Raw genomic sequence first — 23,603 nt, 5'->3', positions numbered from 1 at the left:
GGCGGGCCGGGCGGGTTTAGCCGTCCGGCCTCCGCAGGCCGAAAGGACCCTGTCTGCCGTGAAACCGCTGTTGCGCATCCTGACGGTGCCGCCCATCGCCGTCGCCTCTGCCGCGCTGTTCCTGCTGATGGCGCTGACCTTCGTCGACGTCGTGCTGCGCTCGACGATCAACGCGCCCATCGAGGCCGCCACAGAACTGACCCGTATCGCCATGGCGATCGTGGTCTTTGCCGCGCTGCCCGTCGTTTCGGCCCGAGATCAGCACATCACCGTCGATCTCGCCGACCCGATCTTCCGCCACCTCCGACTGGAGCGGCTGCGCGACGGGCTGGTCGCCGTGGTCTGCGGCGCCATGCTGTGGTGGCCGGGAATGCGGGTTGCCGATCTGGCCGAACGCCACAGGAACTATGGCGACGTGACGGAATATCTCGCGATCTCAACCTTCTACATTGAATACTTCATCTGCGGCATGACCCTTGCCACCGCCGCCATCCTGATCCTTCGGGGCCTGCTTCTGTGGTTCGCCCCCCATCTGCTGACGAGACGCAATGATTGAATCCGCCATCGGTTTTGCCGCCGTCTTCGTCCTGGTCCTGCTGCGCATTCCCATCGCCTTTTCCATGGGGTTGGTCGGCATGGTCGGCTTCGCCTGGCAGACCAATTTCCGCGCCTCGATCTCGATGGTCGGACAGCTGATCATCGACACCAGCCAGGACTATGGCCTGTCGGTGGTGCCGTTGTTCATTCTGATGGGGCTCTTCGTCAACAAGGGCGGCATCAGCCGCGAGCTCTATCAGGTCTCGAACGCCTTCCTCGGCCACTTCCGCGGCGGTCTCGCCATGGCCACCATCGTCGCCTGCGGCGGCTTTGCCGCCATCTGCGGCTCGTCGCTCGCCACCGCCGCCACCATGTCGAAAGTGGCAATGCCCGAGATGCGCAAGTTCGGCTATGCCGACTCGCTCTCGACCGCCTCCATCGCCGCCGGTGGCACGCTCGGCATCCTGATCCCGCCCTCAGTGATCCTGGTGATCTACGGCCTGCTGACCGAAACCTCGATCGGCAAGCTGTTCATCGCCGGCATCATTCCGGGGATGATGGGCATCCTCTTCTATCTCCTCGCCGTGCGCATCTCGGTCGCGCGCAATCCCGAAGCCGGCCCGGCCGGACCGCGTGCCACCTGGGGCGAGCGGCTGAGTGCCCTCAAGGGCGTCTGGGCGGTGCTGGCGCTGTTCGGCCTGGTGATCGGCGGCCTCTACGGCGCGCTGAACTTCTGGCCGCTGAACCTCGCCTTCTCGCCGACCGAGGCCGCCGGGATGGGCGCCGCGGGCGCCTTCTTCATCGCGCTGGCCCGCGGCGGGCTCGGCTGGGGCGACATCAAGGAAGTGCTCGAGGAAAGCGCCGTCACCACCGCCTCGCTTTTCGCGGTGCTGATCGGGGCCTGGATCTTCTCGAACTTCGTCAACCTCGCCGGCCTGCCCGAAGGGCTGCGCGCCGCGGTGACCGCGCTCGACGTCGGCCCCTGGGCGGTGATGGCGCTGATCATCCTGGTCTACATTCTGCTCGGCTGCATCTTCGAAAGCCTGTCGATGCTGCTGCTGACCGTGCCGATCTTCTTCCCGCTGGTCACAGCGCTGGGGTTCGATCCGGTCTGGTTCGGCATCATCGTCGTGGTTGTGACCGAGATCAGCCTGATTACCCCGCCGGTCGGCCTGAACGTCTTCGTGCTCAAGGGCGTTGTCGGCGATGTCACCACCGCGACGATCTTCCGCGGCGTCACGCCTTTCTGGATGGTCGACATCCTGCGCCTGATCCTGCTGCTGCTGCTGCCCGGCCTCGTGCTGTTCCTGCCGAACCAGATGTAGGCCGGATGACTTGCCGCGACGCCGGCAATCGCGCATCAATGGCGCTGAAACAACCGTGTTCAATGGGGAGAGAGACGCGATGACCTGGCAACCGACTGGCAAGCACCTGATCGCGGGCGACTGGGTGGGCGGCGAGACGACCTTCACCTCGGAACCCGCCACCGGCCCGGCGCACGACTTCGCGGTGGGCACCGTGGCGCTGGTCGACCGCGCCTGCGAGGCCGCGGAAGAGGCGTTCTGGACCTACTCCGCCACCTCGCGCGCCGACCGCGCGGCCTTTCTCGACACCATCGCCGACGAGATCGAGAAGCGCGCCGCCGCCATCACCGAGATCGGCACCCAGGAATCCGGCCTGCCCGAGGCGCGTCTGAACGGCGAACGCGGCCGCACCACTGGCCAGTTGCGCCTCTTCGCCAGCCATATCCGCGACGGCGCCTATCTCGACCTGCGCCACGATCCGGCCCTGCCCGACCGCCAGCCGCTGCCGCGCCCCGACCTGCGCATGGTCCAGCAGCCGATCGGCCCGGTGGCGGTCTTCGGCGCCTCGAACTTCCCGCTGGCCTTCTCCACCGCCGGGGGCGACACCGCCGCCGCGCTGGCCGCCGGCTGCCCCGTCGTGGTCAAGGGCCACTCGGCCCACCCCGGCACGGGCGAGATCGTGGCCGAGGCGATCGACGCCGCGATCAACGCCTGCGGGATGCCCAGGGGCGTCTTCTCGCTGATCCAGGGCGGGCGGCGCGACGTCGGCACCGCGCTGGTGCAGCACCCGATGATCAAGGCGGTCGGCTTCACCGGCTCGCTCGCCGGGGGCCGCGCGCTGTTCGACCTCTGCGCCCAGCGGCCCGAGCCGATCCCGTTCTTCGGCGAGCTTGGCTCGGTGAACCCGATGTTCCTGCTGCCCGAGGCGGTCAAGGCGCGCGGCGCGCAGATCGGCGAGGGCTGGGCCGGTTCGCTGACCATGGGCGCGGGCCAGTTCTGCACCAACCCCGGCATCGCCGTGGTCGCCCGGGGCGCCGAGGGCGACGCCTTTGTCGCCGCCGCCAAGGCCGCGCTGGAAAAGGTCGCGGCCCAGACGATGCTGACCGACGGCATCGCCAAGGCCTATCGCGACGGCAAGGCGCGCTTTGACACCCGCAACGCCGTGCGCCCGCTGCTGACCCACGACGACGAAGGCCGGCAGGCCTCGCCCAACCTCTACGAGACCGACGCCGACACCTACCTTCAGGACCATTCCCTGGGCGAAGAGGTCTTCGGCCCGCTCGGCCTGGTCGTCCGCGTCAGCGGCACCGAAGAGATGGAGACCTTGGCCAAGGGCTTCGAGGGCCAGCTGACAGCGACGCTGCACATGGACGAGGGCGATACAGCCACCGCCCGCCGCCTGCTGCCGATCCTTCAGCGCAAGGCCGGCCGCGTGCTGGTGAACGGCTTCCCGACAGGCGTCGAGGTGGCCGATGCGATGGTGCACGGCGGCCCCTACCCGGCCTCGACCAATTTCGGCGCCACATCGGTCGGCACCCTGTCGATCCGCCGCTTCCTGCGCCCGGTCTGCTACCAGAACCTGCCCGAGGGGCTGCTCGACGCCGTTGTCGGCTGATTATCGCCGGTCTGGCGCCTGTCTGTAACCGAGGTCACAGAGCCATGCGCCAGACGGTCCATACTGTCGTCCATTCATTTTCCCGACCGGGGGCCGCCTGTGCCCCCGGAACGCAAAACGATTGGACCGAAAGCCATGCCCGACGCCCTGTCCCGGATCGAGACCCTTTCCAAGACCTATGACTATTTCAACGGCGCGAAGGATATCCTCGACAATGTGACCCTCGTGCGCGGGTTCGCGCGGAACGCGCCCAAGGATATCGAAGGCGCACGCAAGCTGCTCGGCATCGCCGAGAACAAATACAAGCCGCTCAAGAAATTCTTCAACGGCACCCAGAAAGAGGTGTTGGCCGCGATCACCGAAGGCTTTCCCCCGATCCCCGACCCCAGCGGCGAGGTGAAAAGCCGGATGGAGAAGATCGCGCGCGCCAAGGGGCCGAACACGCCGGGATTCGAAAAGGAACTCGACCTCTACCTCAAGCAGCTCAAGGCCTATGAATACGAGCTGCGCGAACGGCTGACCTATATGGACCTCGTCAAGAAGAAGTGCGCGCTGAACGAAAAGAACTTCCAGACGATGAGCACGGTGATTCAGACCACGCTCGCCGCGCTCAAGGCGCTGTTCGTCAGCACGCCCAGCTTTCGCGCCGCCACGGGCGGGGAAATCCTCCAGATCATGGAGGCCGGGATCGAGAAACAGCCCGCCGCCATCTCCAGCGCCTACCGAAGGCTGAAGACGGCGGCCGAAAAGCACGAGACCGAGATCGCCCGCCAGCACCTGCGCGCCAAGAGCGCGCTCAAGGTCGCCGCCGACAAGAAGCTGGCGTTCCTGATGGAAGACGCCAAGGCCTTCTTCAAAAAGCTGTTCTGAGCCCCTTCTAAGCCCGCAAATGCCGCTGGCCGGCGCGAATATGCCGCCCGCCGCCTTTCGTCCGCCCGCGCGCAGGCTATGGTGCCCGGCGACGTCAAAGGATTCGGAACACGGCATGAGCAACGATCCCCTCGTGGTCTTCACCCCCTCGGGCAAACGCGGGCGCTTTCCGGAGGGCACACCGGTGCTGACGGCGGCCCGCCAGCTGGGCGTCGATCTCGATTCGGTCTGCGGCGGGCGCGGCATCTGCTCGCGCTGCCAGATCACGCCGTCCTATGGTGAATTCCCGAAACACGGCGTCACCGTCGAACCCGGTGCGCTGACCGACTGGAACGCGGTCGAGGAACGCTACAAGTCCAAGCGCGGTCTGAAAGAGGGCCGCCGCCTCGGCTGTCAGGCCTGCGTCATGGGCGACGTGGTGATCGACGTGCCCCCAGAAAGCCAGGTCCACCGCCAGGTCGTGCGCAAACGCGCCGAGGCGCGCCAGATCACCATGAGCCCGGCGGTCAAGCTGTTCTATGTCGCCGTGGCCGAACCCGACATGCACGACCCTTCGGGCGACCTGCAACGCCTGCGCGACGCGCTGGCGGAACAATGGCAGATCAAGGACGTGCAGATCGACCTGACCGTCCTGCAGGGCCTGCAGCCCAAGCTGCGCAAGGGCGGCTGGCAGGTCACCTGCGCCGTCCACCTCGGCCCGCAGCCGCGCATCATCGAGGTCTGGCCCGGCTTCCGCGAGGCGCCGATCTTCGGCCTGGCCGTCGATCTCGGCTCGACCACCATCGCGGCCCACCTCTGCGACCTGCAATCGGGCGAAGTCGTCGCCTCCTCCGGCCTGATGAACCCCCAGATCCGCTTTGGCGAGGATCTGATGAGCCGGGTCAGCTATTCGATGATGAATGCCGGCGGCGCCGCCGAGATGACGGCGGCGGTGCGCGAGGGCATGAACGACCTCTTCGGCCAGGTCTGCGCCGAAGCGGGCATCACCCGCGACGACATCCTGGACATGGTGCTGGTCTGCAACCCGGTCATGCACCACCTCTTCCTCGGCATCGACCCCTTCGAACTCGGCCAGGCGCCCTTCGCGCTGGCCACTTCGGACGCGCTGAACCTGACCGCGCGCGAGGTCGGGCTCGACCTGCATCCCTCGGCGCGGCTCTACCTGCTGCCCTGCATCGCCGGTCACGTCGGCGCCGATGCCGCCGCGGTCGCGCTCTCCGAGGCGCCCGACAAGTCGCCAGACCTGCTGCTGGTCGTCGATGTCGGCACCAACGCCGAAATCCTGCTGGGCAATACCGAAAAGGTGCTGGCCTGCTCCTCGCCCACCGGCCCGGCCTTCGAGGGCGCGCAGATCTCCTCGGGCCAGCGCGCCGCGCCCGGCGCCATCGAACGGGTCGAAATCGACCCGGTCACGAAGGAGCCCCGCTTCAAGGTCATCGGCTCGGACCTCTGGTCCGACGATCCGGGCTTTGCCGCCGAGGCAGGCAAGACCGGCATCACCGGCATCTGCGGTTCGGGCATCATCGAGATGGTCGCCGAGATGCGCCTGGCCGGCATCGTCGACGCCTCGGGCCTGATCGGCGCGCCGGAACAGACGGGCTCGGCCCGCTGCATCCTCGACGGGCGGACCTATTCCTACCTCGTCTGGGACGCGACCGACACCGGCGGCCCCCGCATCACCGTCACCAACCGCGACATCCGCGAAATCCAGATGGCCAAGGCCGCGCTCTATTCCGGCGCGCGCCTGCTGATGGACAAGTTCGGCGTCGACAAGGTGGACCGCATCGTGCTGGCCGGGGCTTTTGGTGCGCATATCTCTCCCAAACACGCGATGGTCCTGGGCATGATCCCCGACGCGCCGCTGGACAAGGTCACCAGCGCCGGCAACGCCGCCGGCACCGGTGCCCGCATCGCTCTGCTGAACCGCGAGGCGCGCGACCTGATCGAAGCGACCGTGCGCGGCATCCACAAGGTCGAGACCGCCATCGAACCGCGCTTTCAGGAGCATTTCGTGAACGCCTCGGCGATCCCCAACGCGGTCGAGCCTTTCCCGATCCTGAACAGCCTTGTGACCCTCCCCGAAGTCAGCTTCAATCAGGGCGGCGACACGGGTGGCGGGGGCGGACGCCGCCGCCGCAGGGGATAGGGAGATCCACATATGACCGGAACCAATGCCGATCAGGCCGAATACTGGGGCCGGTCCCCGGGCGGCCAGAAGTGGATCACCCTTGAAGACCAGCTCGACGCCGCGATGGCCCCGGTGCTCGATCTGGTGATCGCGCGCGCGGAACTGCAACCGGGCCAGCGCGTGCTCGACATCGGCTGCGGCACCGGCGCCAGCGTGCTGGCCGCCGCCCGCGCCGTCGGGCCGGAGGGCCATGTGCTGGCCGCCGATATCTCGGACCTGCTGCTGTCCCGCGCGCGGGAACGCACCGCCGGTCTGACCAATGTGGCCTTCGTCAACGCCGACGCGCAGGTGCATCCCTTCACACCCGACGACCGCGACGCGGTGATCTCGCGCTTTGGCGTGATGTTCTTCGACGACCCCACCGCCGCCTTCGCCAATATGGCCCGCGCCCTGAAACCGGGCGGCACAATGACCTTCGCCGCTTGGGGCGCGCTCGACCGCAACCCCTGGTTCACCATCCCCCATGTCGCCGCGATGGACCGGCTGGGCCGCCCGCCCCGCACCGACCGCAACGCGCCGGGCCCGCTCGCCTTCCACGACACCGACCGCGTGCTGGGCCTGTTCCGCGACGCGGGGCTCGCGGCCGAGGTTGATGTGGTCGACCTCAGGCTGACGCTCCCCGGCGACGCTGACGCGGCGGCGGGCCTCGTGATGCAGGTCGGCCCGGCCGTGCGCACCATCGCCCATTTCAACGGCACGCCCGAGGATGCCGACGCCATCCGCGCGGTGATCCGCGCTCAGTTTGCCGAAATGGGCAGCGCCGATCCGCTGCTTCTGCCCGCGCGCATCAACCTCTACCGCGCCCGCCGCCCTTAGGCGCACGCAACGGTTGAAATCCCCGGCGGCCGCGTCATGCTGGCGCGGCCCACCGGAGGAGAGACCATGCCCCGCAGGATTGTCATCTGCATCGACGGCACCGGCAACGAGATCGGCGACCGCGAGACCAATGTGCTCAAGCTCTACAAGGCGGTGGCGCAGGACGAGGAACAGATCGCCCATTACGTGATGGGCGTCGGCACCTATGACGGGCCGCAGTATTTCGGCCGCACCCGCCAGCTGGTGAAGGGCTTCTTCGGCCTCGCCTTCGGCCTCGGTCTGGAAGAGGACGTGCTCGAGGCCTACCGCGTGCTCTGCCGCAGCTATCGCGACGACGACCGCATCGTGCTGGCCGGCTTCTCGCGCGGCGCCTATGCGGTCCGGGTGCTGGCCGGCTTCATCCACAACTTCGGCCTCGTCCGCCCCGAGGTGCTACACCTCATAACTCCGGTCTTCCGCGCCTATCGCCGGGTGTCCGAAGCGCCCGCCGGGGCCGATCCCGACCGGGTGTTCCAGGCCCTGCGCGAATACGAACGCGTCCTGCGCCCCGAGCCCGCACCGATCCGCGCCCTGCTGCTCTTCGACACGGTCAGCTCGATCCTGCGCTTCCACCCGATCTGGCGCAACCTCGCCCGATACCAGAGCCCCGTCGAACTCGGCACCCACGCCAACGTCAACTCCAACGTCTCGGTGCGCATCGTGCTGCACGCGCTGGCTGTGGACGAACGCCGCTCGCTGTTCCGCGCGCAGGCGTGGAACCCCTCCGAAGGCGACCGTGACGGCACGACCCCGCTCTACTTCGGGAACAACTTCCGCAATCCCGGCAGCCGGCGCAGGCAGATCATACGCCAGCGCTGGTTCCCGGGCTTTCACAGCGACATCGGCGGCAGCCCGCCCGAGGATCGTTCTGGCATCGGCAAGATCACCGTCAACTGGATGCTCGATGCCTTCGAGGCCGCCGAGGCGCAGGCCGATGCCGAGGACGCCGCCCAGGGCGCGCCCGCTCCCGCGCTGCCGCCCGGCCTCGCCCTGCGCCAGCGCGCGCGCAAGACCTACCTGCAGGGGGAAACCCCGGGCAAGACCACCCCCGGCGGCCTGCCCTACGCCCGCCCGGATCCGCTCGCCCCGCTGCACGACTCGATCTTTCCCGGCGGCTTTTCCCGCACCTGGGCCTGGGCGCTGCTGGAAATCCTGCCGAAATCGCTCAAACGTCGCGCCCCCGGCACTCCCGCCTGGTATCGCCGCGGCCTGATCTGGTATCTGCCCCTGATGGAGCCGCGCCCGATCCCCGAAGACCACGAGATCGACGACTCCGTCGCCACCCGCCGCACCGCCCTGCCTGAGTACGATCCGCCGAACCTGCCGGCGTCCTGAGGCGCCCCTGGCTTCTTCTCTTCAGAAATACTCCGGCGGAGTCGACCGAAGGGAGACGGGGGCAGAGCCCCCCGCCGCCCTTGCCGTGCCGCCCCGCCTCGGGCACAACATCCCCATGTATGACACGCCGCCCCTGCTGGACGACCTGCGCGCCTTCCGCGGCTTCGGGCAGCCGACCCGGACCGAGACCGAGGGTGGCATCCCCTATTTTATCAACGAATTCTGGACCTCGGCACAGCGCCGGTCGCATCCGATCCACGAAATCTCGTATCGCGCCTGCTTCAAGGCGCAGCTGCCCGAATTCTTCATCCAGCGCCTGACCGCGCCGGATGGGGCCGTGCTCGACCCTTTCATGGGGCGCGGCACCACGCCGGTGCAGGCCGCGCTGATGGGCCGGCGCGCGCTCGGCAACGACATCAATCCGCTCTCGACGCTGCTGACCCGCCCCCGCCTGCGCGGGATCACGGCCGGGCAGATCGCCACCGCGCTCGCCACCGTCGACTGGGAAAGGGGCGAGATCACCCGCCCCGACCTCCTTGCCTTCTACCACCCCGAGACCCTGCGCCGGATCGAGGCGCTGCGCCTCTGGCTGGCCGACAGCGCGCCGCTGGACGATCCCGCGCCCGACCCGGCGGCGGACTGGATCCGCATGGTCGCGCTCAATCGCCTCTCGGGCCATTCCCCCGGATTCTTCTCGGGCCGCTCGATGCCGCCCAATCAGGCAGTTTCCGTCGCCGCACAGGAAAAGATCAACGCCCGGCTTGGCCTCACGCCGCCGGTGCGCGACGTGACGGCGCTGATCCTGAAGAAAACCGCCGCCCTGCTGCGCGCCGGCGCGGCGCCGGGGGGCGATCACCGGCTCACCATCGGCCCCGCCTGGGACATCGCCGTGCGCGATGCTTCGGTCGACCTTGTCGTGACCTCGCCGCCCTTCCTCGACATCGTGCACTATGCTGCCGACAACTGGCTGCGCTGCTGGTTCGCCGGGATCGACGCGCAATCCGTCGCCATCGACCTGCACCGCAGCGAAGCCGCCTGGACCGCGATGACCGCCCGTGTGCTGGCCGAGATGGCCCGCCTGCTGCGCCCCGGCGGCCATGTCGCCTATGAGGTGGGCGAGGTGCGCAACGGCCGCGTCCTGCTGGAACGTCTCGTCTGGCAGGCGGTTCAGGGGCTGCCGTTCCAGCCGCTGGGCGTCATGGTCAACGCGCAGGACTTCACCAAGACCGCCAATTGCTGGGGCGTCGACAACGGCGCAAAGGGCACCAACACCAACCGCATCGTCCTGCTGCGCCGCGTCTGACGGTCAGGTCACGCTGTCCGGCGTGATCCCGATGGCCAGCACCGGGCAACCGCCGTTGCGCCCCGCGTCCAGCCGGTACAGCAGCTTGCCCATCCAGGTCGTCGAGGCCCCGAACTTGCGATAGACTTCCTCGCCGCCCTCGCTGCCATCCTTGCGCAGGACCTTGCCCAGACTGCGGAAATAGGCGGTGTCCATCCGGAAGCCGCGCGTGATGATCACGCCCACATCAATCGCGCCCGCGTCATAGAAGGCCGAAAAGGCGTAAAGATCGCGGTCATAGGTCTGGTCCTTGCTGTTCCACTCCAGATCCAGCGCCACCCGTCCCTTGACGAAGTCGATGCGGTGGCCATCCAGGTAGCCTTCCCGCGAATATTCGCGCAGCACCGGGTTCTGCGTCGTCCGCTTGGCGTGCAGCAGCCGCACATGCAGATCGGCGGCGATGCGCGTCTCGACCCAGTCCTCGGGGAACAGCGTGTCGACATGCTTGGCGATCGGGCCCTTGCTGCCGCCCGGCATCCGGATCATCTCGCGCGTGACCGCCATGGTCTGCAGCGCGCGGATCAGGTCGGCGAACTGTTCGGGAAAACTGCGGGCGAGGATCTCGGCCGCGTTGCGATAGCTGAAGAACTCGAACCGCCGCCGCAGATCCGCGTCGAAATTCCGCTCGATGATCAGCGCGTGATCGGCGTTCTTGCCCTGCGAGATCGGCCCGGCATCGTCATCCTCCTCGTCGTCGTCCGAGGGATGTCCCCAAAGGTCAGGCGCCACGCCTCACTCCGCCGCCGCGGTGACGCTCGAGTTGTAGGAATAGGTCTTCCAGGTCGGCTTGTAATCGTCACCGGCTTGGTTGCCCCAGACCGTCCAGCCCTTGCGCCCGCCGCGCCCGAACAGTTCGAGGTAGGGTCCCCAGGAGCAGGACTCGATCACCTCGTATTGCTCATCCGGCTTGCGGCTGTGCTCGCGCTTGCGGGTCTTCATCATGTCGCCGTCCGGCTCTTCCGCCTGGATCACGTTCACCTGCCGCCGCCCCGGGGCAAGCGTGCGCGCGTTCTTGCCGCGAACCCCGAACAGCAGCATCTCGGTGACATTGCGGAAATAGAAGCCGACCCCGCGCCCGTCCGGCCCGCCGTCCTTGCGAATCTTCTCCCAGATGATGTGCGACTTGTAGTCGAAGCCCCAGGCCTCCAGCACCTTCAGCCCGTCGGGCAACAGCGCGTTCGGCACCCAGAGATAGCAATGCGCCGCATCCATCAGATGCTCGGCCACCGGCAGATCGCAAATTTCCTCGAGCGACAGCGTGGGATAGCGCGCCAGCCGCTTGTGCTCGGGCGCGACCTTGCCGGTGCGGTTGGTAAAGCGCCACGGCGGGTCGGCCATGACGGTGCCAAAGCGCTCGCCGCTCAGAAAGGCTCTCAGATCGGCCTTTGCATCCTGCTCACTCACGGCGCCGCCCCCTTGTTGCTTGCAAAATGGGTATCGCAATATCTTGCGTCAGGCAATCCGGGATTGCCCTTTTGTTCCACCCGCGCAGCCTAGCAGATTACGGTTAAGGCAAGGTTGCGCCAGTACGGTGCATGACGGTGTCGCGTTCGGGGGAAGGTCTGGAGCGGGTGAAGGGAATCGAACCCTCGTCTGGAGCTTGGGAAGCTCTCGCTCTACCATTGAGCTACACCCGCCTTGGCGCCCGGATACCATCCGGAGCCGGCCCGGTGCAAGATGATTTCCGCACCGCCGGCCCCAGAGGCACCCGACCGCAATCAGGCCGTCAGCGCGTCCGCGAACTGCGCCTTCAGCTCGCGCTTCAGCACCTTGCCCGTCGCCCCGACCGGCAGCGCATCGACAAAGACCACCGCGTCCGGCACCTGCCATTTGGCGATCTTGCCGTCGAAAAAGGCCAGCAGTTCCTCGGGCGTCGGATCCTCGCCCTCGGCCCGGACCGCCACCAGCAGCGGGCGCTCGTCCCATTTCGGGTGCGGCACGCCGACCACGGCGGCATTGGCGAGCTTCGGGTGCGCCATCGCGATCCCCTCCAGCTCGACCGACGAGATCCATTCGCCGCCCGACTTGATGATGTCCTTGGACCGGTCGCGGATGGTCAGATAGCCGTCGCCGTCCAGCGTCGCCACATCGCCCGTCGCGAACCAGCCGTCGGCCAGCAGATCCTCGCCCTCGGCCCGGAAATAGCTGTCGAGCACCCAATGGCCGCGCACCATCAGATCGCCCTGGGTCTTGCCGTCCTCGGGCAGATCCTGACCGTCGTCACCAACGATCTTCAGCTCGACCCCGAAGGGCGGCCGCCCCTGGTTCAGCCGGGTCGCGCGGCGCTCGGCCTCGGGCAGGTCGCGGTGCTTGGCCAGCGGCTGGTTGGCCGACCCCAGCGGGCTCATCTCGGTCATGCCCCAGGCGTGCACCGTATCCACGCCATAGACTTCGCGGAAGGTGTCGATCATCGACGGCGGGCAGGCCGAGCCGCCGATCACGTTGCGCGTCAGGCTGTCGAGCTTGGACCCAGACTTCTTCGCCGCAGCCAGCAGGCCCAGCCAGATCGTCGGCACGCCCATCGCCAGCGTCACCTTATGGGTGTCGATCAGGCGCACCAGGCTGTCGCCGTCCAGCCCCGGCCCCGGCATCACCATCCGCGCCCCCGACATCGCACAGCCATAGGGCGCGCCCCAGGCGTTGACGTGGAACATCGGCACCACCGGCATCACCGTGTCCGAGGCCGAATAGCCGATCACGTCGCGCGTGTTCGAGGCGAAGGCATGCAGCAGCGTCGAGCGGTGGGAGTAGAGCACGCCCTTGGGGTGGCCCGTGGTACCCGAGGTATAGCACAGAGACGAGGCGGTGTTCTCGTCGAACTCCGGCCAGGCGAACCCGGGGTCGCCCCCCGCCACCAGCCCGTCATAGGACAGCACGTCGGGAACCGCCGCGGACACCTCGGCATCCTCGGGCCCCATGTAGACGAAATGGCGGACCGTCTTCAGCTCGGCCCGGATCGCCTTGACCAGCGGCACGAAGGTCTTGTCGAATAACAGCACCCGGTCCTCGGCGTGGTTCATGATATAGACCAGCTGTTCCGGGAACAGGCGCGGGTTGACCGTGTGGCAGACCATCCCGGCGCCCGAGACGCCATAGTAGATCTCCAGATGCCGCCGGTTGTTCCAGGCCAGCGTCGCGCAGCGCGCCTGCGGCTCGAGCCCCAGCGCCGTCAGCGCCGAGGCGAGCCGGCGCGCATTCTGCGCGATGCCGCCCCAGGTGGTCTGTTCGGTGCCGCCCGTCGTTTCGACCGACCAGATCTCGGTGCCGCCGTGATAACGTTCGGCATGGTCGATCAGCGCCGAGATCAGCAGCGGTTTGGTCATCATCTGTCCGAGCATCGTATCCCTCCCGTTCGGTTGCGCGCACCCTGCCAAGGACGCCCGAGAATGGCAAGATTGCCCTTGCGGTGATTGAGGTTGGCGGTTAGCGCAGAGGGTATGGAGCTTCGCTATCACACCCCGCTTTCCCTGGAGGAACAACGCGCCTTCGGGCTGGACACGCCGCAGACGCTGGCCATGGCCGACCGCGTGCGCTTTGCCGAACTCGACAGCCAGAACCACGTCAACAACAAGGCCTACCTGTCGTGGTTCGAAGCGGTGCGCGTCTCCTATTTCGACCGCTTCTGCCTTGGCCATTTCAACGGCGTGCGGCCCCGGATCCTGCTGCACTCCGTGCACCTGCGCTATGTCCGCGAGATGCTGCGCGACGAGGATTACGTCGCCACCGCCCGCGTCGCCGCCTTCCGCCAGACCTCCTTCACGATGGACCAGCAGCTCTGGTCGGGCGACCTGCGCGCCCGGATGAGCGCGGTGGTCGTGCTCGGCACGCCCGATGGCGAGGGGCGCATCGCGCTGCCCGACCCGCTGCGCGCACAATTCGTCGAGATGGACCGCGCGCTGGACGAGACAGCCTAGCCTAGAAGTAAACCACCCGCATCTCGATCTCCTCCGCCGTCAGCAGCACGCCGGCCAGCGTGATCGTGCCGCCCGCATGGCTGATCAGCGTGCCCGCGCCGATGATCGTGACCTCCACCTCGAAGGGCGGCGGGAAGTCCGCGCGCCACAACAGGCGGTCCTGCGCGGCGTCGAAATCGGTGATCACGTCATCGCCCTGCCCGGGTGCGGCGCTGCGGGCATCGAAGACAAAGACGTCCGCCCCCGCGCCACCGGTCAGGATGTCGTCGCCCGCGCCGCCCTCCAGCCGGTCGGCGTGGCCGCCGCCGAACAGCCGGTCGCGCCCCGCGCCGCCCTTCGGCAGGTCCGCACCCGCGCCGCCCAGCAGGCGGTCGTTGCCCCCGCCGCCCAGCAGCCTGTCGCCGCCCCACCCACCGTCCAGAACATCCGCCCCGGCGCGCCCGTTCAGCTGGTCATCGCCCGCCTGCCCGCGCAGCAGATTGCGCGCGCCATCGCCCAGAATGCTGTCGCCATACCCGGTGCCGATCACATACTCGATCCCGCGCGCCTCGGCCAGCAGCTGGCGCCCGCCATGCCAGCCCTCGGTCACCCGCTCGACCCGGCCTTGCGCCAAATCGACCACCAGGGACTGGCCGAACCCCAGCGCCACTTGCGCGATCTCCAGAGTATCCCGTGCGCCCAGGCCACCCACCAGCAGATCCGCCGGCGGGTGCGGCGCGCCCGGCGCCGGATCGACATGGCGGAACAGGAACAGGTCATCGCCCGCGCCGCCCCGCAGCACATCACCCTTCGGCCCGGTGTCGAAAACGTCGTCACCGGCCGAGCCGATCTCGGTCACACCGCGCATTCCGATCAGGTCGAGCACCCGCTGGAACGCCGGCCCATCGAAATCCGCCACACGCTGCGCCCGCGCCCAGAGCGCGCCCATGTCGATCGCCACGCCCCCGCCTGTCAAATCCGGCGGGCCGAAACCAGCGCCGATCTCGAACCCGGTGATCGTGCCGAAGGGGAGGCCGTTGCGGTCCAACCCAAGCCCGACGCCGCGAAACACCACCTCCAACCCCGGGCCGAACTGTTCCACGAAGGTAAGCGTGGTCCCGCTTGCACTTGGAAACCACACGCTGTCCGGGTTCTGCAGCGTCGCCACCAGCACGCGCTGGAAGCTGCTCGCCAGCGGACTGGCATGGGTCACGGTCAGGGCCATCGGAACGCACCAGGTCTGCAATCGAACGAGGGTATTATAGCAGGTTCCAGCCCGCGCGCCCTAGCCGTTTTCCTACAAGGAAAACAGACCGAAATCCTCGCAGGATTTCGGCCTACGTCGCCCCGCCGCCATGTCGGTGCACGAACTCCACCAGCGCCGCGGTCGAGCCGTCCTTGCCCGCGGCACTTTCGGCGCCCTCCACGATCGGCCCCAGCGAGGTCGCCAGCTCCTTTCCCAGTTCCACGCCCCACTGGTCGAACGAGTTGATCCCCAGGATCACCCCCTCGACAAAGACCCGGTGCTCATAGAGCGCGATGATCTGGCCCAGGATCTCGGGCGTCAGCTGCGGATAGATCAGCGTGACCGATGGCCGGTTGCCCGGGAAGACCCGGTGCGCCGCCTGCCGCTCCAGCTCGGCGCCCTCGAACGCACCCGCCACCTTGGCGCGCGCGTCTTCCGGCGCGCGTCCCCGCATCAGCGCTTCGGACTGCGCCAGGCAGTTCGCCACCAGCAGGCGGTGATGATGCGCCAGCTCCGGCTCGTGACCCACCGCCGCCACCATGAACTCGCAGGGCACCACTGCGGTGCCCTGATGGATCAGCTGGTAGAAGGCGTGCTGCCCGTTTGTGCCGGGCTCGCCCCAGACCACCGGCCCCGAAGGCCCGTCCAGCGGCGTCCCATCCATCGCCACCGATTTTCCGTTGCTCTCCATCTCCAGCTGCTGGAGATAGGCCGGCAGGCGCTTCAGCCGCTGGTCATAGGGCAGCACGGCGCGGGTCGCATAGCCGCAGACCTGATGGTGCCACAGCCCGGTCAGCGCCAGCAGAACCGGCATGTTCTCGCCCCAGTCCGCCGTGCGGAAGTGATTGTCCATCGCCTGCGCGCCCCGCAGGAAAGCGTCGAACGCCTTCGCGCCGATGGCGATCATCAGGCTCAGGCCGATTGGCCCCCAGACGGAATACCGCCCGCCGACCCAGTCGGCGAAACCGAAGACCTTGTCGGCGTCGATCCCGAAGGCCGCCGTCTTGTCCTGCGCCGTCGACAGCGCGGCGAACTGGCGCGCGGGGTCGCCGCCGCCCTCCTCCATCCAGGCCTTGGCCGTGCGTGCGTTGGTCATCGTCTCGATGGTGGTGAAGGTTTTCGAGGCGACGATCACCAGAGTCCGCGTCGGATCCAGCCCGCGCAGCGTGTCGGCGATATCGGCCCCGTCGACGTTCGAGACGAAATGACAGCGCGGACCGTCGTGATAGGGGGCCAGCGCCATCACCGCCATCGCCGGACCAAGGTCCGAGCCGCCGATCCCGATATTGACCACATCCGTCAGCGCCCCGCCCGCGCCCCGCGCCTTGCCCGACCGCACCGCGCCGGCAAAGGCCCGCATCCGGGCGAGACCGTCCAGAACGCCGGGCATCACGTCCTGCCCGTCCACCGGCACCGGCCCGCCGTCGAGATTGCGCAGCGCGGTGTGCAGCACCGCGCGCCCCTCGGTCTCGTTGATCGGCGCGCCGGTGAACATCGCCTCGCGACGGTCCGCCAGTCCGGCGCCATCGCACAGCGCGATCAGCGCCGCCCGCTGCGCGCTGTCCATGTTGGTCTTGGAATAGTCGAACCGCATCCCCAGCGCGTCCACCGCAAAGCCCTTCGCCCGCGCCGGATCGGCGGCAAACAGATCGAGGATATGACGCGCCCCCGCGGCGGCCTGCAGCCGTTTCAGGTCTTCCCACTTGGTCATGATCTCATTCCGCCCAATGTACGGTGATATCGGTCAGCACGGCCTGCACCGGCGCCTCTTCCGGTGGCATCGTCAGCGCCCGTTCCAGCGCCGCGCGCTTGGAGGCGCCGAAGATCACCAGATGCTTGGACAACGCCCCGTCCAGCACCGGCGCGGTCAGGGTCACGCGGGTCTCGGGCTGCGTTTCGGGCGTGACCACGGCCAGCGGCGGCGCAGCCGCGTCCAGCGCCTCGGCGCTGCCCGGCGCGCCGGCAAAGATCGAGGCGGTGTGCATGTCCTCGCCCATCCCCAGCAGCAGCACAGACAGCGGCAGATAGGGCGCGATGCTCTCGGCGATCTCGTCCAGCGCCGCCTCGGGCGTCTGCCCGGCGCGGTAGAAGGGCACCAGCGTCGCCGCCTCGGCACGCGAGGTCAGCAGCCGCTTGCGGATCAGCCGCGCGTTCGAGCGGCTGTCGTCCTCGGCCACCCAGCGTTCGTCGGTCGGCATCACGTGCACCCGGCTCCAGTCCAGCGTCGCGGCGCAGAGCGCGTCGAAGATCGGCCCCGGCGTGGTTCCGCCCGGTACGGCGAAAGAGGCCCGTTCGTGGCTGAACAGGACCGATTCCAGCTGACCCGCCACCACCTGGGCGACATTGATCGCCAGCATGTCCCGATCGGCATAGTCGATGATATTCATGGAACGATTCCCCGCCATTCCCGGCCGTCGCGTTGTATCAGAAGATCGGCGTCGCCCGGTCCGACGCTGCCACTGTCGTAGGGTTTGGGCACCTCGCCCCGGCGCACCCATCCGGCGATGATCGGATCGGTCCAGGCCCAGGCTGCCTCCACCTCGTCGCCGCGCATGAACAGGGTCTGGTTGCCCCGGATCACATCCATGATGAGGCGCTCGTAGGCATCTGGCGGATCGCTTCCCTCGGGTCCCAGCGCCTCGGCAAATGTCATGTCCAGCGGCACGTCCACCAAACGCATCCCTCCGGGACCGGGTTCCTTGATCGTCACCTGCAGGGTGATCCCCTCGTTCGGCTGCAACCGGATGGTCAGCACGTTCGCATGCCGCCCCGCCTCGGCCCCGAAGATCGAATGCGGCGTGTCCTTGAACATCACCGAAATCACCGAAGACCGCGCCTTCAGCCGCTTGCCCGTGCGCAGGTAGAACGGCGTGCCCGCCCATCGCCAGTTCGACACATGGGTCTTGAGCGCGATATAGCTCTCGGTCTTGGACCGCGGGTTGCCCACCGCCTCGCGATACGAAGGATAGTCCCCCTCGGCGCCCTTGGCCGCGTCATACTGGCCGCGCACGATGTGATGCGGCAGAACCTCGTCCAGCGCGCGGATCACCTTCAGCTTCTCGTCGCGCACCGCATCCGGCTCAAAGCGCGCCGGAGGTTCCATCGCGATCAGGCAGAGCAGCTGCATCAGGTGGTTCTGCATCATGTCCCGCATCGCGCCGGCGGTGTCGTAATATTCGCCCCGCCCGCCCACGCCCACCGTCTCAGCCACGGTGATCTGGATATGGTCGACGTATTGCGCGTTCCACAGCGGCTCGAACAGCATGTTGCCAAAGCGGACCGCCATCAGGTTCTGCACCGTCTCCTTGCCGAGGTAATGGTCGATCCGGTAGATCTGGCTTTCATGAAAATGCGCCGCCAGCGTGTGGTTCAGCGCCCGCGCGCTGGCGAGGTCGTGGCCGAAGGGCTTTTCCACCACGATGCGCGAGTCCGCATCGGCCACGCCCCATTTGTGCAGCCGGTCGGCCAGATCGCCGAACAGCCCCGGACCCACCGAGAAATAGAAGGCCCGCACCCGCCCCGGCTGCAACTTCGAGGCCAGATCCTCCCAGCCCGTGTCGCCCCGCGCGTCGATGGTCACATAGGACAGCCGTTCCAGGAATTGCCCCAGCGTGCCGTCCTCGCAGGTCCGGCCCGGCGCGAACTCGCGGATCGCCTCGGCCGCAAAGTCGCGATAGCCGGCGTCGTCATACTCGGCCCGCGCCGCGCCGACGATCCGCGCCTCGGACGGGATCTGTCCCGCGCAATAGCGCCGGAACAGCGCCGGCAGAATCTTGCGCCGGGCCAGGTCGCCCGTTCCGCCAAAGATCACGAGGTCGAACGGATCGACGGGAATGACGCGTGAAACCATATCGTCCCAGTCCTTTCCGGGCCGCCGCGATGGGACGGCCGCTTCCTGCCCCTGCGGGTGTTAGCGCGAACACCCCAAGCTGTCGAGCGCGCATCACTTCTCTGTCACTCAGCGCGCGCGCGGCGTTTCATTCGCGACAGGCATAAGGTACATCTCGCAAACGCGCCACCATTTGGAAGCCCGCGATGAAGGATATCGACCAGACCCCGGCCAATGCCGGCAAGTTTCAGGACCCGGCCATAACGGCCGACGGCTCGGCGCGGGCGACCGTCCCGCTCAGCCGCCCCGAGACGCTGTGGTTCAACACCGGAACGCTCTGCAACATCGCCTGCACGCACTGCTATATCGACAGCAGCCCGACCAATGACGCGCTGGTCTACCTCACGCTCGACGAGGTGCGCCGCTATCTCGAAGAGGCCGAGGCACTGGACTGGCCGCTGACCGAAATCGGCTTTACCGGCGGCGAGCCCTTCATGAATCCCGGGATGATCGCCATGGCCCGGCTGGCGCTGGAACGCGGCTATCGCGTGCTGATCCTGACCAACGCGATGCAGCCGATGATGCGCCCGCGCGTTCAGGCCGGCCTTGGCGACCTGGTCCACGACTTCGGCGACCGGCTGGTGCTGCGCATCTCGCTCGACCATTTCGACCCGGCTCGCCACGACGAGGAACGCGGCCCGGGCAGTTTCGCCCGCTCGATCGAGGGGATGGAGTGGCTGCGCGATCACGGCATCCGCATGGCCGTCGCCGGCCGCAGCCTGTGGCACGAGGACGAGAAGACGGTGCGCGACGGCTTCGCCCAACTCTACGCGCGCCACAGGTTTGAGATCGACGCCCAGGCCCCCGGTGAAACCATGATCTTCCCCGAAATGGACCTGCGCGCCGAAGTGCCCGAGATCACCACCGCCTGCTGGGGCATCCTGAACAAATCGCCCGAGTCGGTCATGTGCGCCTCGTCCCGCATGGTGATCCGCCGCAAGGGTACGGAAGGGCCGGCCGTGGTGGCCTGCACCCTCCTGCCCTATGCGCCCGAATTCGAACTTGGCGCGACGCTCGCCGAAGCCGCGCGCCCGGTGGCCCTGAACCACCCGCATTGCGCCAAGTTCTGCGTGCTGGGCGGGGCCAGCTGCTCGGCCTAATGCAGGCGGAACTCGCCGACCTGGTTCTGCCAGGCGCCCGGCCCGATCAGCTTGCGATGGGTAAACCGCACCGAATGCAGCGGCCCCTCGATCTCGCGCTGCCAGAACTCGACGAATTCGAACAATCGCGGATGATCCGGCGCCAGATCGTACTCCTGCCATACGAACGTATTCAGCACGTTCCGGTAGTCTGGCATCCGGTAAAAGAACTCTGCCGTGGTCAGCCCGTAGCCCTTGAGCATCAGCTCGGTATCACGCTCACCCATGAGAACCCTCATCAATGTTGCCTGTGACTCCAGTTTACCCCGGATTTGTGGCATGGCGAGGGCAGATTTCATTTAGATGATTAAAAACAGTGTGTTATCACTTTACTAGCGCGGCTGCCAATACATCGGGACGCTTGGCATTGCACCGGATGTGCGTATTCTGATAAGGTCGCTCCACAAGATATAGCAACGCATAAAAAATCGGCAGAGCACGTGAGCGATACCCCAGAACCGCCTGAAAACATGGACGAAACGCCGCCCGAGCGCCCCGTCTTCAGCGGCCCGAGCGTCTCCATCGAATCCGAGATGCGCACGTCCTATCTCGACTACGCCATGTCGGTCATCGTCAGCCGGGCGATTCCCGACCTGCGCGACGGGCTGAAACCGGTGCACCGGCGAATCCTCTACGCGATGTACGAGACGTCGAACACATTCGACAAACCCTACCGCAAGTCGGCCCGCCCGGTGGGCGACACGATGGGGAAATACCACCCCCACGGCGACAGCGCGATCTATGACGCCCTGGTGCGTATGGCGCAGGGCTTTTCCATGTCGCTGCCCCTGCTGGATGGCCAGGGCAACTTCGGCTCCATGGACGGCGACAAGGCCGCAGCCATGCGCTACACCGAAGTGCGGATGGCCAAGTCGGCGAACTACCTGCTGGCCGATATCGACAAGGAAACCGTCGACTTCCTCGACAACTACGACGGCAAGGACAAGGAACCGGCGGTTCTGCCCGCCCGCTTCCCCAACATGCTGGTCAATGGCGCGGGCGGCATCGCCGTCGGCATGGCCACCAACATCCCGCCGCACAATCTGGGCGAAGTGGTGGACGCCACTCTGGCGCTGATCGACGACCCGGACCTGACCAGCGAACAGCTGATCGACTACGTCCCCGGCCCCGACTTTCCCACCGGCGGCCTCATGCTGGGCCGCTCGGGCGCGCGCAAGGCCTATCTCGAAGGGCGCGGCAGCGTAATCATCCGCGCCAAAACCCGCGTCGAGGAACTGCGCAAGGACCGTTACGCGATCGTCGTGGACGAGATTCCCTATCAGGTGAACAAGTCCAGCATGATCGAGAAGATCGCCGAGGCGGTGCGCGAAAAGCGCATCGAGGGCGTCGCCCACGTGCAGGACGAATCTGACCGCAACGGCGTGCGCGTGGTGGTCGAGCTCAAGCGTGACGCCACCGCTGAGGTGGTGCTGAACCAGCTCTACCGCTTCACGCCGATGCAGGTGCACTTCGGCTGCAACATGCTGGCGCTCAACGGCGGCCGGCCCGAAACGCTGACGCTGCGCGGCTTCCTCACCGCCTTCATCGACTTCCGCGAGGAAGTGGTCGCCCGCCGCACCGCCTTCGAACTGCGCAAGGCGCGCGAACGCAGCCACATCCTCTGCGGTCTGGCCGTCGCGGTCAGCAACGTGGACGAGGTGGTCGCCACCATCCGCGCCTCGGCCGACGCCGCGGAAGCGCGCGAAAAGCTGATGACCCGGCGCTGGCCTGCGGCCGAGATCGCCGGCTACATCCGGCTGATCGACGACCCGACCCACCGCATGAACGAGGACGGCACTTATTACCTGTCCGAAGCGCAGGCCCGCGCCATCCTCGACCTGCGCCTGCAGCGCCTGACCCAGCTCGGCGTCAAGGAAGTGACCGACGAGCTCGAGGAACTGGCGCGCAAGATCAAGGAATACCTCGAAATCCTCGGCTCTCGCGAGCGGATCATGGAGATCATCTCGAACGAGCTGAAGGAGGTGAAGGAACTCTTCGCCGTCCCGCGCCGCACCGAGATCGTCGACTGGTCGGGCGACATGGAAGACGAGGACCTGATCGAGCGCGAGGATATGGTGGTGACCGTCACCCAGTCCGGCTGGATCAAGCGCACCCCGCTTGCCGAATTCCGCAGCCAGCGGCGCGGCGGCAAGGGGCTGTCGGGGATGCAGACCAAGGACGACGACGTGGTGACCACCCTCTTCGTCGCCAACACGCATACCCAGCTCTTGTTCTTCACCACCGACGGCATGGTCTACAAGTTGAAGACCTGGCGCCTGCCGCAGGGCGGGCGCACGGCCAAGGGCAAGGCCATCGTCAACATCCTGCCGATCCCGCAGGGCGTGTCTATCGCCGCCATCATGCCGGTGGACCGCCCGGAAGAGGAATGGGACGACCTGCAGATCGTCTTCGCCACCTCGGCCGGCGACGTGAGGCGCAATGCGCTGGGTGATTTCACCAACGTGATGCGCAACGGCAAGATCGCGATGAAACTGCCCGACGACGTGAGCCTGGTGAACGCCCGCATCGCCTCCGAGGACGACGACGTCATGCTCGTCACCAACGCCGGCCGGGCGATCCGCTTCCCGACCACCGATGTGCGCGTCTTCAAGGGGCGCGATTCCACCGGCGTCCGCGGGGTCCGCCTCTCGAACGGCGACCGTGTCGTGTCGATGTCGGTGATCCGGCACTTCGAAGCCACGCCCGACGAACGCTCGGCCTATCTCAAGATGCGCCGCGCCGTTGCCGGCCTGGCCGACGACGCCGAGTCCGTTCCGGACGAGGACGACGGCGACGCCAATGCCAATGCCACCATCAGCCAGGAACGCTATGCGCAGATGTCGGCGGCCGAGAACCTGATCCTGACCATCACAGCCAAGGGCCTCGGCAAACTGTCGTCCAGCCACGACTACCCGGTGCGCGGCCGCGGCGGCATGGGCGTGCAGGCCTTCTCGATGTCCGACCGTTCGGGGGCGCTGGTCGCCTCCTTCCCGGTCGAGATGGACGACCAGATCATGCTGGCCACCTCCACCGGCCAGTCGATCCGCGTGCCCGTCGACGGCATTTCGTTCCGCTCGCGCAGCGCCGGCGGCGTCAAGGTGCTCGACACCTCGCGCGGCGAGGAAGTGGTGAGCGTCGCCTGGATCGCCGAACAGGGCGACGAGGAAGACGTCACCGAATAACTCCGGCGGGGGCGCGCGCCCCCGCCGTTATCGTGCCCGCCCTGCCCCGCGCATCGCATTTCCTTTCAAAAATCCTGACATGAACACCCGGCCGTGCCGGGGGGCTGCGCCCCCGCACCCCCGTCGCGCCTGCGGCGCGATGCCTTCGGCGAGGATATTTGAAGCAAGAGGAAGCAGGAGTCCGCTGCTGCCTTTCCTTTCAGATGGA

The 23,603-nt window shown here is 67.4% G+C and carries 19 protein-coding genes and 1 tRNA gene; 11 read left to right on the top strand and 9 right to left on the bottom strand.

All coding sequences use genetic code 11. The features are described from left to right. The first annotated feature begins 58 nt into the window (after positions 1 to 58). The 8 genes from ACFO5X_RS24990 (at position 59) to ACFO5X_RS24955 (ending at position 10,007) form a co-directional block, all read left to right on the top strand. Positions 59 to 556 carry a TRAP transporter small permease gene (locus ACFO5X_RS24990; protein ID WP_380722758.1) on the top strand — a complete coding sequence of 166 codons (498 nt, stop codon included), beginning with the start codon at positions 59 to 61 and terminating at the stop codon, positions 554 to 556. Next, positions 549 to 1,862: a TRAP transporter large permease gene (locus ACFO5X_RS24985; protein ID WP_380722756.1), complete on the top strand. Its 1,314-nt coding sequence runs from the start codon at positions 549 to 551 to the stop codon at positions 1,860 to 1,862. Before ACFO5X_RS24990 ends, ACFO5X_RS24985 begins: the two co-directional genes overlap by 8 nt. 79 nt (positions 1,863 to 1,941) lie before the next feature. Beyond that, positions 1,942 to 3,456, top strand: a complete 1,515-nt coding sequence (locus ACFO5X_RS24980; protein WP_380722754.1) for an aldehyde dehydrogenase (NADP(+)) — start codon at positions 1,942 to 1,944, stop codon at positions 3,454 to 3,456. A 135-nt stretch (positions 3,457 to 3,591) separates the two neighbouring features. Then, entirely contained in the window at positions 3,592 to 4,326 is a 735-nt protein-coding gene (locus ACFO5X_RS24975) for a hypothetical protein (RefSeq protein WP_380722752.1), read from the top strand. Positions 4,327 to 4,441: 115 nt separating this feature from the next. After that, positions 4,442 to 6,472 carry an ASKHA domain-containing protein gene (locus ACFO5X_RS24970; protein ID WP_380722750.1) on the top strand — a complete coding sequence of 677 codons (2,031 nt, stop codon included), beginning with the start codon at positions 4,442 to 4,444 and terminating at the stop codon, positions 6,470 to 6,472. Between the two features lie 12 nt (positions 6,473 to 6,484). After that, on the top strand, positions 6,485 to 7,330 hold the full coding sequence (locus ACFO5X_RS24965; RefSeq protein WP_380722748.1) for a class I SAM-dependent methyltransferase: 846 nt from the start codon (positions 6,485 to 6,487) through the stop codon (positions 7,328 to 7,330). 66 nt (positions 7,331 to 7,396) lie between these two features. Beyond that, positions 7,397 to 8,704, top strand: a complete 1,308-nt coding sequence (locus ACFO5X_RS24960) for a T6SS phospholipase effector Tle1-like catalytic domain-containing protein (protein ID WP_380722746.1) — start codon at positions 7,397 to 7,399, stop codon at positions 8,702 to 8,704. Positions 8,705 to 8,819: 115 nt separating this feature from the next. Beyond that, positions 8,820 to 10,007 (top strand): DNA methyltransferase, encoded by a 1,188-nt coding sequence (locus ACFO5X_RS24955; RefSeq protein ID WP_380722744.1) that lies wholly within the window; start codon positions 8,820 to 8,822, stop codon positions 10,005 to 10,007. A 3-nt stretch (positions 10,008 to 10,010) separates the two neighbouring features. Here the strand turns inward: ACFO5X_RS24955 and ACFO5X_RS24950 are convergent, their stop codons facing one another. The 4 genes from ACFO5X_RS24950 to ACFO5X_RS24935 all read right to left on the bottom strand — a co-directional run bounded on the left by ACFO5X_RS24950 (position 10,011) and on the right by ACFO5X_RS24935 (position 13,384). Further along, complete coding sequence (locus ACFO5X_RS24950; RefSeq protein ID WP_380722742.1) at positions 10,011 to 10,775, bottom strand: BglII/BstYI family type II restriction endonuclease; 765 nt, start codon at positions 10,773 to 10,775, stop codon at positions 10,011 to 10,013. A 3-nt stretch (positions 10,776 to 10,778) separates the two neighbouring features. Further along, positions 10,779 to 11,384: an MT-A70 family methyltransferase gene (locus ACFO5X_RS24945; RefSeq protein WP_380723239.1), complete on the bottom strand. Its 606-nt coding sequence runs from the start codon at positions 11,382 to 11,384 to the stop codon at positions 10,779 to 10,781. Positions 11,385 to 11,609: 225 nt separating this feature from the next. Further along, a tRNA-Gly gene (locus ACFO5X_RS24940) sits at positions 11,610 to 11,683 on the bottom strand. Positions 11,684 to 11,764: 81 nt separating this feature from the next. After that, positions 11,765 to 13,384, bottom strand: coding sequence for a long-chain-fatty-acid--CoA ligase (locus ACFO5X_RS24935; protein WP_380722740.1), 1,620 nt, complete (start codon positions 13,382 to 13,384; stop codon positions 11,765 to 11,767). Between the two features lie 99 nt (positions 13,385 to 13,483). Here ACFO5X_RS24935 and ACFO5X_RS24930 point away from each other — a divergent pair, with 99 nt between their 5' ends. Then, complete coding sequence (locus ACFO5X_RS24930; RefSeq protein ID WP_380722739.1) at positions 13,484 to 13,960, top strand: acyl-CoA thioesterase; 477 nt, start codon at positions 13,484 to 13,486, stop codon at positions 13,958 to 13,960. A gap of 1 nt (position 13,961) precedes the next feature. Here the strand turns inward: ACFO5X_RS24930 and ACFO5X_RS24925 are convergent, their stop codons facing one another. From ACFO5X_RS24925 to zwf, 4 genes are all read right to left on the bottom strand, one after another. Next, entirely contained in the window at positions 13,962 to 15,164 is a 1,203-nt protein-coding gene (locus tag ACFO5X_RS24925; protein ID WP_380722737.1) for a calcium-binding protein, read from the bottom strand. Between the two features lie 112 nt (positions 15,165 to 15,276). Then, the gene (gene pgi / locus ACFO5X_RS24920) at positions 15,277 to 16,896 is read right to left on the bottom strand and encodes a glucose-6-phosphate isomerase (protein ID WP_380722734.1); all 1,620 of its coding nucleotides are present in this window, start codon (positions 16,894 to 16,896) and stop codon (positions 15,277 to 15,279) included. A 4-nt stretch (positions 16,897 to 16,900) separates the two neighbouring features. After that, entirely contained in the window at positions 16,901 to 17,572 is a 672-nt protein-coding gene (pgl, locus tag ACFO5X_RS24915; protein WP_380722732.1) for a 6-phosphogluconolactonase, read from the bottom strand. After that, complete coding sequence (zwf, locus tag ACFO5X_RS24910; RefSeq protein ID WP_380722730.1) at positions 17,569 to 19,035, bottom strand: glucose-6-phosphate dehydrogenase; 1,467 nt, start codon at positions 19,033 to 19,035, stop codon at positions 17,569 to 17,571. The genes pgl and zwf overlap by 4 nt, the downstream gene beginning before the upstream one ends. Positions 19,036 to 19,220: 185 nt before the next feature. Between zwf and ACFO5X_RS24905 the strand changes: the two genes are divergently transcribed. Then, positions 19,221 to 20,174 (top strand): radical SAM protein, encoded by a 954-nt coding sequence (locus tag ACFO5X_RS24905; RefSeq protein WP_380722728.1) that lies wholly within the window; start codon positions 19,221 to 19,223, stop codon positions 20,172 to 20,174. Here ACFO5X_RS24905 and ACFO5X_RS24900 read toward each other — a convergent pair. Beyond that, on the bottom strand, positions 20,171 to 20,440 hold the full coding sequence (locus ACFO5X_RS24900) for an usg protein (protein ID WP_380722726.1): 270 nt from the start codon (positions 20,438 to 20,440) through the stop codon (positions 20,171 to 20,173). The two genes, ACFO5X_RS24905 and ACFO5X_RS24900, sit on opposite strands and share 4 nt — an antisense overlap. 213 nt (positions 20,441 to 20,653) lie before the next feature. On the opposite strand from ACFO5X_RS24900, the gene gyrA reads away from it, so the two are divergent. Next, positions 20,654 to 23,395, top strand: a complete 2,742-nt coding sequence (gyrA, locus tag ACFO5X_RS24895; RefSeq protein WP_380722724.1) for a DNA gyrase subunit A — start codon at positions 20,654 to 20,656, stop codon at positions 23,393 to 23,395. Positions 23,396 to 23,603 lie beyond the last annotated feature (208 nt).

The sequence above is a fragment of the Seohaeicola nanhaiensis genome (assembly GCF_042654245.1).
Taxonomy (GTDB): Bacteria; Pseudomonadota; Alphaproteobacteria; order Rhodobacterales; family Rhodobacteraceae; genus Seohaeicola_A; species Seohaeicola_A nanhaiensis.
This window is presented reverse-complemented; position numbering and strand designations above follow the sequence as displayed.

Coding starts and splice junctions, on each gene's coding strand:
- ACFO5X_RS24985 (WP_380722756.1), top strand. CDS start 549: ATGATTGAATCCGCCATCGGTTTTGCCGCCGTCTTCGTCCTGGTCCTG.
- ACFO5X_RS24980 (WP_380722754.1), top strand. CDS start 1,942: ATGACCTGGCAACCGACTGGCAAGCACCTGATCGCGGGCGACTGGGTG.
- ACFO5X_RS24975 (WP_380722752.1), top strand. CDS start 3,592: ATGCCCGACGCCCTGTCCCGGATCGAGACCCTTTCCAAGACCTATGAC.
- ACFO5X_RS24970 (WP_380722750.1), top strand. CDS start 4,442: ATGAGCAACGATCCCCTCGTGGTCTTCACCCCCTCGGGCAAACGCGGG.
- ACFO5X_RS24965 (WP_380722748.1), top strand. CDS start 6,485: ATGACCGGAACCAATGCCGATCAGGCCGAATACTGGGGCCGGTCCCCG.
- ACFO5X_RS24960 (WP_380722746.1), top strand. CDS start 7,397: ATGCCCCGCAGGATTGTCATCTGCATCGACGGCACCGGCAACGAGATC.
- ACFO5X_RS24955 (WP_380722744.1), top strand. CDS start 8,820: ATGTATGACACGCCGCCCCTGCTGGACGACCTGCGCGCCTTCCGCGGC.
- ACFO5X_RS24945 (WP_380723239.1), bottom strand. CDS start 11,384: ATGGCCGACCCGCCGTGGCGCTTTACCAACCGCACCGGCAAGGTCGCG.
- ACFO5X_RS24935 (WP_380722740.1), bottom strand. CDS start 13,384: ATGCTCGGACAGATGATGACCAAACCGCTGCTGATCTCGGCGCTGATC.
- ACFO5X_RS24930 (WP_380722739.1), top strand. CDS start 13,484: ATGGAGCTTCGCTATCACACCCCGCTTTCCCTGGAGGAACAACGCGCC.
- ACFO5X_RS24925 (WP_380722737.1), bottom strand. CDS start 15,164: ATGGCCCTGACCGTGACCCATGCCAGTCCGCTGGCGAGCAGCTTCCAG.
- pgi (WP_380722734.1), bottom strand. CDS start 16,896: ATGACCAAGTGGGAAGACCTGAAACGGCTGCAGGCCGCCGCGGGGGCG.
- pgl (WP_380722732.1), bottom strand. CDS start 17,572: ATGAATATCATCGACTATGCCGATCGGGACATGCTGGCGATCAATGTC.
- zwf (WP_380722730.1), bottom strand. CDS start 19,035: ATGGTTTCACGCGTCATTCCCGTCGATCCGTTCGACCTCGTGATCTTT.
- ACFO5X_RS24905 (WP_380722728.1), top strand. CDS start 19,221: ATGAAGGATATCGACCAGACCCCGGCCAATGCCGGCAAGTTTCAGGAC.
- ACFO5X_RS24900 (WP_380722726.1), bottom strand. CDS start 20,440: ATGGGTGAGCGTGATACCGAGCTGATGCTCAAGGGCTACGGGCTGACC.